Consider the following 5,375-nt stretch of genomic DNA (forward strand, 5'->3'; position numbering starts at 1 on the left):
GCCTCATTATAGACTCGACGTCGCGCCCGTCGGCCCTGGCGTGCGTCTTCCTGACCTCGAAGTAGGCGCATCGCATGCTTGCGATGGAATCCGGTGATGTCGACGAACTCGTCCAATATCCGCGCCTTCTTCGCGCGATCCGAACGCCGATAGCGCGCGCCTGCGGCCGCCGTCAGTTCCTTCCGCGTTGCCATGCTTAGCCACCCCATCTTCGCCCCCGCTCGTTCCCGATCCAAGGGAGCAATTTACGTGAGGCAACGGCTCAGCATCCGGTAACAATTAGGGCGAGGCAATGCGCCATCCTGCTGCATTGTCGCGACGATCAGGCCCGTCCGCTGCTCGGACCGCCACGAAGCGGTCGCAAAACCGAGGATTTCCTCCGTAACGCCTACCTCGATATCCCAGCCGTCGTCGAGGCGCTGCGCCAGCACTGGATGCCCATCCGCTACGCCCGCGACCGCTAATCATCGCGGACGTGGGAGCTCATACCGGTTACGGTCATCCAAGCGTCGGCGGACCACGCAGCCTGATCGTTACCCAACATCCCGCATAGAAACCAACGAACTCATCAGTGGTCAGCTCAAGTGCAGGACATTTCTCGCACACTTCGTGAATCGCTCAACGCGCAAGGCAAGTCCCAGGAAGTAGTCTTGGCCCCGTCATCGAGAACGAGATTGCAAACCTCGGTCGCAATTCGTTCGACTTCCCAAGCATCGCCTCTGTCGTGGCCTTGGCACGAGGCCCGCAACGCGGCTCGACGTCGCTCGAGGTGCTCAATGATTTCTGCGCGAGGCCGCGAAGGTTTCGTTTTGCTGGTGATCCCGGAGGGAAAAGATGGAGAGTAACGGTTCTCGCAGACGCGCGAAAGCTAGCCTTAGAGGGAGCTACTTTGCTTCCTAATCAGGTTCGCTCGGGTTGAGCGCCCTCGGTGATAAGATCGCGGCCGCAGTGCTTGCAAACAATCGCCTTCGGTTGAATGTATTCGGCGCAGAACGGACACGTTCTGGCTTTCCCTTCGTGCTTTTCCATCCAGGTAGGCCTGCTGTCACTGGTGTGCGTAGGCATCCCTACCAGCAGAACGAAAGCTAGCAACGGCGAGATAATCACCGCCAAGACAAACCAGCCCAGGCCGTTTCGACCTGGGGAATTAGCCGCGATGGCTACGATGATCGCAAAGATCACCCATCCACAATTGTTCCCATTGTCCGTTGCCCCTACGGGAGAAGGCGCAAGTCGTCCGCAACCAGCGGTAGAGGGTAGGTCGGGGGTTTTACGGGGGCTAGCTTGCCAATAGAATGAGATAAGGCGTATAACGGTAGTCATCCCCTAACGATGAGGCGACCAAGGAAAGCATTGCAGGCCCGCTCGGCTTCAGCGAACGTGTTGAAGGGCGATCCGGACACTTGAGCCGTAGGCATATTCAGGAAGTCGGGGCGATATGATGCAACAAAACCCGGCTCTCCATGCAAGCCGGGTCCGGTCTGGCTCTCGTTGCTGATGACGATGAATAGTCGTCGCTGCTCGCGATCCATATCTCCAGTTCAGCATCGACTTGGCGGAAGTGCAGGGCCATGTCGCCGTCCGGAGAGGCCAAAACTTGATCCTCGGACGGACGCTCAACCTGCTTTTGTGCGGTTGGCAGCTTCAGCTTCCCGCGCCAGCCGTTCTGCCTTTAGGCGGTCTCGATTATCGTGGAGCGCTTTTTGCTCTTTGGCGTAATCGGTCATGCCTTCCTTCGGCCTGACCGCTTTGAATATCTTGTGGGCTTCGCGCTCCGCAGCTGTCGTTGTACGCCGGTCTCGGTTGATCATTATTGACCTCCCACCTGGGCTCAACAGTCAACGCGCGGAGAGGCGTGTAGCGCGTCGATCTGGATGGGAAGGCGCGGCAATCTGGATGGCGAGTCAGTGTCGCGGCGGAGTGATGATTGCCGCGCAGATTGTCGCGCGCAAGAGTTTTGTTGAGCTCTGATTGTCGCGGAGCGTCAATCAGCGACAGTTTTGGGTGTCGCGTGCGAGGGCGGGCGTCCCGGACCGCGTTTTCGTTCGAGCGCGGTGCGCCTGCGATAGCTCTCGACGTTCATCTCAACGATGGTGGCGTGGTGAACGAGACGATCGATGGCGGCGAGCGTCATGGCGGGGTCCGGGAAGACCTTGTTCCATTCGCCGAAGGGCTGATTGGCGGTGATCAGCATCGAGCGGCGCTCGTAGCGTGCGCTGATGAGTTCGAACAGCACGCTGGTCTCGGCCTGGTCCTTGGTGACGTAGGCAAGATCATCGAGGATCAGGAGATCGAAGCGATCAAGGCGGCTGACGGCCGCCTCGAGGTTGAGCTCACGCCGCGCCACCTGAAGCTTCTGGACGAGATCGGTGGTGCGGGTGAAGAGGACACGCCATCCGTTCTCGATGAGGGCCAGGCCGATAGCTGCCGCCAAGTGGCTCTTGCCGCCGCCGGGCGGCCCGAACAGGAGCAAATTAGCGCCCTTGCCCAGCCAGCTGTCACCGGCGGCGAGCGCCATCACCTGCGCCTTCGAGATCATCGGCACGGCCTCGAAGTCGAAGCTGTCGAAGGTCTTCCCGGCTGGCAGCCGCGCCTCGACGAGATGGCGCTCGGTGCGCCGGCGACCGCGTTCGGCGATCTCGTGCTCGGCAACGGTGGCGAGGAAGCGGGCCGCCGGCCAACCTTCCTTGTCGGATTGCTCGGCAAATTGCGCCCACAGCACCTTGATGGCTGGCAGCCGGAGCTCGTTGAGCAACAGATTGAGGCGCGCGGTATCAACGGTGTTGGCCACGCTCATGCGTCACCTCCGATCTCGGCGGTACCGATGAGGCATTCGTAGGTGGCAAGCGGCGCGAGCTGCACCACGACGTTCGGCAGGTGGGCGGGGTCGGGAGCGAAGTGAGCGCGCAGCCGGTTGAGTTCGGGCAGTCGGCCGGCGTCAAGATCGGCCGTGAGCTGATCGGCGAGTTCGGCCTCGCAGCCGCGCTCATGAGCGAGCGCGAGAAGATCGACCATGATCCGGCAGGCCTTCTTGTCCGGCCAGCGCTCGCGCAATCGGTCGAAGGTTCTCCGATAGCCCTCGCGCGGGAACAGCCTGTCTCGATAAACCAGATTGAGAAGCGCCATTGGCTTGCGCCGCAGGGAATGGATCACGTGCCGATAATCGACGACCTGATCGTACTTGCCATTGGGATGCGGTCGCCCGCGCGGCAAGGTCAGGAGGTGCGTGCCACCGACGAACACGTCGAGGTGATCGTCATAGAGCCGCGCCCGCAGCCGGTGACCGATCAGGCGCGATGGCACCGTGTAGAACACCTTGCGTAGGGTGAAGCCGCCCGATGACGTCACGCGGACGATCACCTCTTCGTAGTCCGAGGTCCGGCGATCGGGCAGCTCCTGCAACACCACGCGCTCGCTATCGATTCGCTTGGCGTTGCGGGCGTTGCGGCGGCTGACGATCTCGTCGATGAAGCCGCGATAGGTAGCAAGATCGTCGAAGTCGACAGTTCCGCGCAGCAGCAAGGCGTCCGCGATTGCTCGCTTGAGATGACCGTGGGGCCCTTCGATCGAGCCATTCTCGTGGGCGACGCCTCGATTGTTGCGGGAGGGACGCATGCCGTAGTGGGCACAAAGGGCCTCGTATCGCTGCGTCAGATCGTCCCGTGCATCGCGATCGAGATTGCAGAATGCGGCCGACAGGCTGTCGGTCCGATGCTCCCGCGGCGCCCCACCGAGCGACCAGAGAGCGTTCTGCAGGCCTTCGGCCAGGGCAACGAAGCTCTCGCCGCCAAGCACGACGTGGGCGTGCTCGAACCCGCAATAGGCCAAACGGAAGTGATACAGACGATGATCCAGCGGCGTGTTCGCGATCGTAACACCCAACTCGCCCATGTCGGTGAAGTCGGAGAGGCCGAGCTGGCCGGGCTCGTGGGTTTGGCGGAAGATCACCTCCTGCTCCTCGCCGTGGATCGCCCGCCAGGCACGGATACGACGTTCCAGGGTACGACGGATACCGGTGCCGAGATCAGGATGACGTCGGAGCATCTCCTCGAAGACCGCCACCGGGCGTAAGCCAGGTGCCGCCTTCAGGATCGGGACGATCTCGGTATCGAACACGTCGCTCAGCGGGTCGGGTCGTCGCCGGCCGCGGGGAGCCTTCTTTTGCGATGGAAGTCGGGGATCTCTCTCGATCCGATAGGCGGTCGACGCACTGAATGACGCCTTGGCCGCCGCCACTGGCGGGCTATCGGTCTGACGGTACTTCATGTAGAGCCTCATTTGGTGATCTGTGATGTGTCGGCCGGGCAAGCGAGTGATTCCTCTTGGCGGAAGAACCACTTGCATAACCTGCCGGCCGCGATCACCAGTCGGCGCGGTCCCTCGCGGATCGCGCCGACGCCGGGCTCGTAACTCCGGTCGGGCTACGCCCTCCCTACGTCACGAGCCCGGCGAAACTCTCTCACCTTGATTGGGTTCTTCCGCATATTTGGTGCAGAGCGCTGGATTCACGAGCCGCATGAATGCGGGCATAAGGTCGGAATCGCAATCGACGCCCGTGATTCGCCTTGCACCACGCCTTCCGCTCGCTGGTTTCCCCGAGCTTTCGATTTTCCAGGTTCTTCCCCAAGCGGACAAGGTCGTGCTTGTTGCTCGTCCGAAGTCGACGGTCTCGCTCTGTCCCTGTTGCGACTTCCAGACAGGTCGCGTCCATAGCCATTACGTGCGCCGCTTGAGCGATCTGCCGTGGCAGGGGCGGGTCGTCGAGATCCGGCTCCATGCGGGACGGTTTCGATGCGTGAATTCGCAATGTGCGCGTCGGATATTCGCCGAACGGCTGCCGGCAACGGTACAACCGAAAGCAAGGCGCACAACCCGCCTCGGCGAGAGCCAACTGGCGATCGGTTTTGCGGTCGGCGGTGAGCCTGGCTCGCGCCTGTCGCGCAAACTGGCCATGCCAGTCAGCGGCGACACCTTACTGCGAATGATTCACTCGGCTCCCTTGCCGGATTTCGTTGCCCCGACCGTCATCGGCATCGACGATTGGGCTTGGCGTCGTGGTCAGCGATATGGAACGGTCATCTGCGATCTGGAACGTAATTGTGTTCTTGATCTGCTTCCCGACCGTAACGCCGACAGTGTTACGCGTTGGCTGAAGCGCTGGCCAGGGATCAAGGTTGTGGCCCGCGATCGTGCGGGACTTTATGCCGATGGTGCACGTCGTGGTGCACCCGACGCGGTGCAGGTGGCGGACCGCTGGCATCTGCTCAACAGTATGGGTGAAGCCATGCGCCACGCAGTCGGTCGCCATCGTTACAACGTAGCCGCTGCCGTGCAGATCATGGCGTCCACCCAAAGAGAGCCGATCGACCGTGCAC

General features: G+C 61.8%; 5 protein-coding genes and 1 pseudogene. 1 reads left to right on the forward strand and 5 read right to left on the reverse strand.

From position 1 onward, the window contains the following. The 5 genes and pseudogenes from J6525_RS45855 to istA all read right to left on the reverse strand — a co-directional run. Positions 1–209 (reverse strand): annotated as a pseudogene (locus J6525_RS45855) (ISNCY family transposase); the annotation flags it as partial. Between the two features lie 36 nt (positions 210–245). Continuing rightward, positions 246–431: a hypothetical protein gene (locus tag J6525_RS45860; RefSeq protein WP_225649548.1), complete on the reverse strand. Its 186-nt coding sequence runs from the start codon at positions 429–431 to the stop codon at positions 246–248. A gap of 1,185 nt (positions 432–1,616) precedes the next feature. Then, positions 1,617–1,811 carry a hypothetical protein gene (locus J6525_RS45865; protein ID WP_225649549.1) on the reverse strand — a complete coding sequence of 65 codons (195 nt, stop codon included), beginning with the start codon at positions 1,809–1,811 and terminating at the stop codon, positions 1,617–1,619. A 173-nt stretch (positions 1,812–1,984) separates the two neighbouring features. Further along, positions 1,985–2,797 (reverse strand): IS21-like element helper ATPase IstB, encoded by an 813-nt coding sequence (gene istB / locus J6525_RS45870; protein ID WP_225649550.1) that lies wholly within the window; start codon positions 2,795–2,797, stop codon positions 1,985–1,987. Next, positions 2,794–4,308: an IS21 family transposase gene (gene istA, locus J6525_RS45875; RefSeq protein ID WP_446471745.1), complete on the reverse strand. Its 1,515-nt coding sequence runs from the start codon at positions 4,306–4,308 to the stop codon at positions 2,794–2,796. The genes istB and istA overlap by 4 nt, the downstream gene beginning before the upstream one ends. Positions 4,309–4,516: 208 nt before the next feature. Here istA and J6525_RS45880 point away from each other — a divergent pair. Further along, positions 4,517–5,375: ISL3 family transposase (locus J6525_RS45880; protein ID WP_225649552.1), on the forward strand; the 859-nt coding region annotated here is incomplete at its 3' end.

The sequence above is a fragment of the Bradyrhizobium australafricanum genome (assembly GCF_020329495.1).
In the GTDB taxonomy this organism is placed as follows: Bacteria; Pseudomonadota; Alphaproteobacteria; order Rhizobiales; family Xanthobacteraceae; genus Bradyrhizobium; species Bradyrhizobium australafricanum.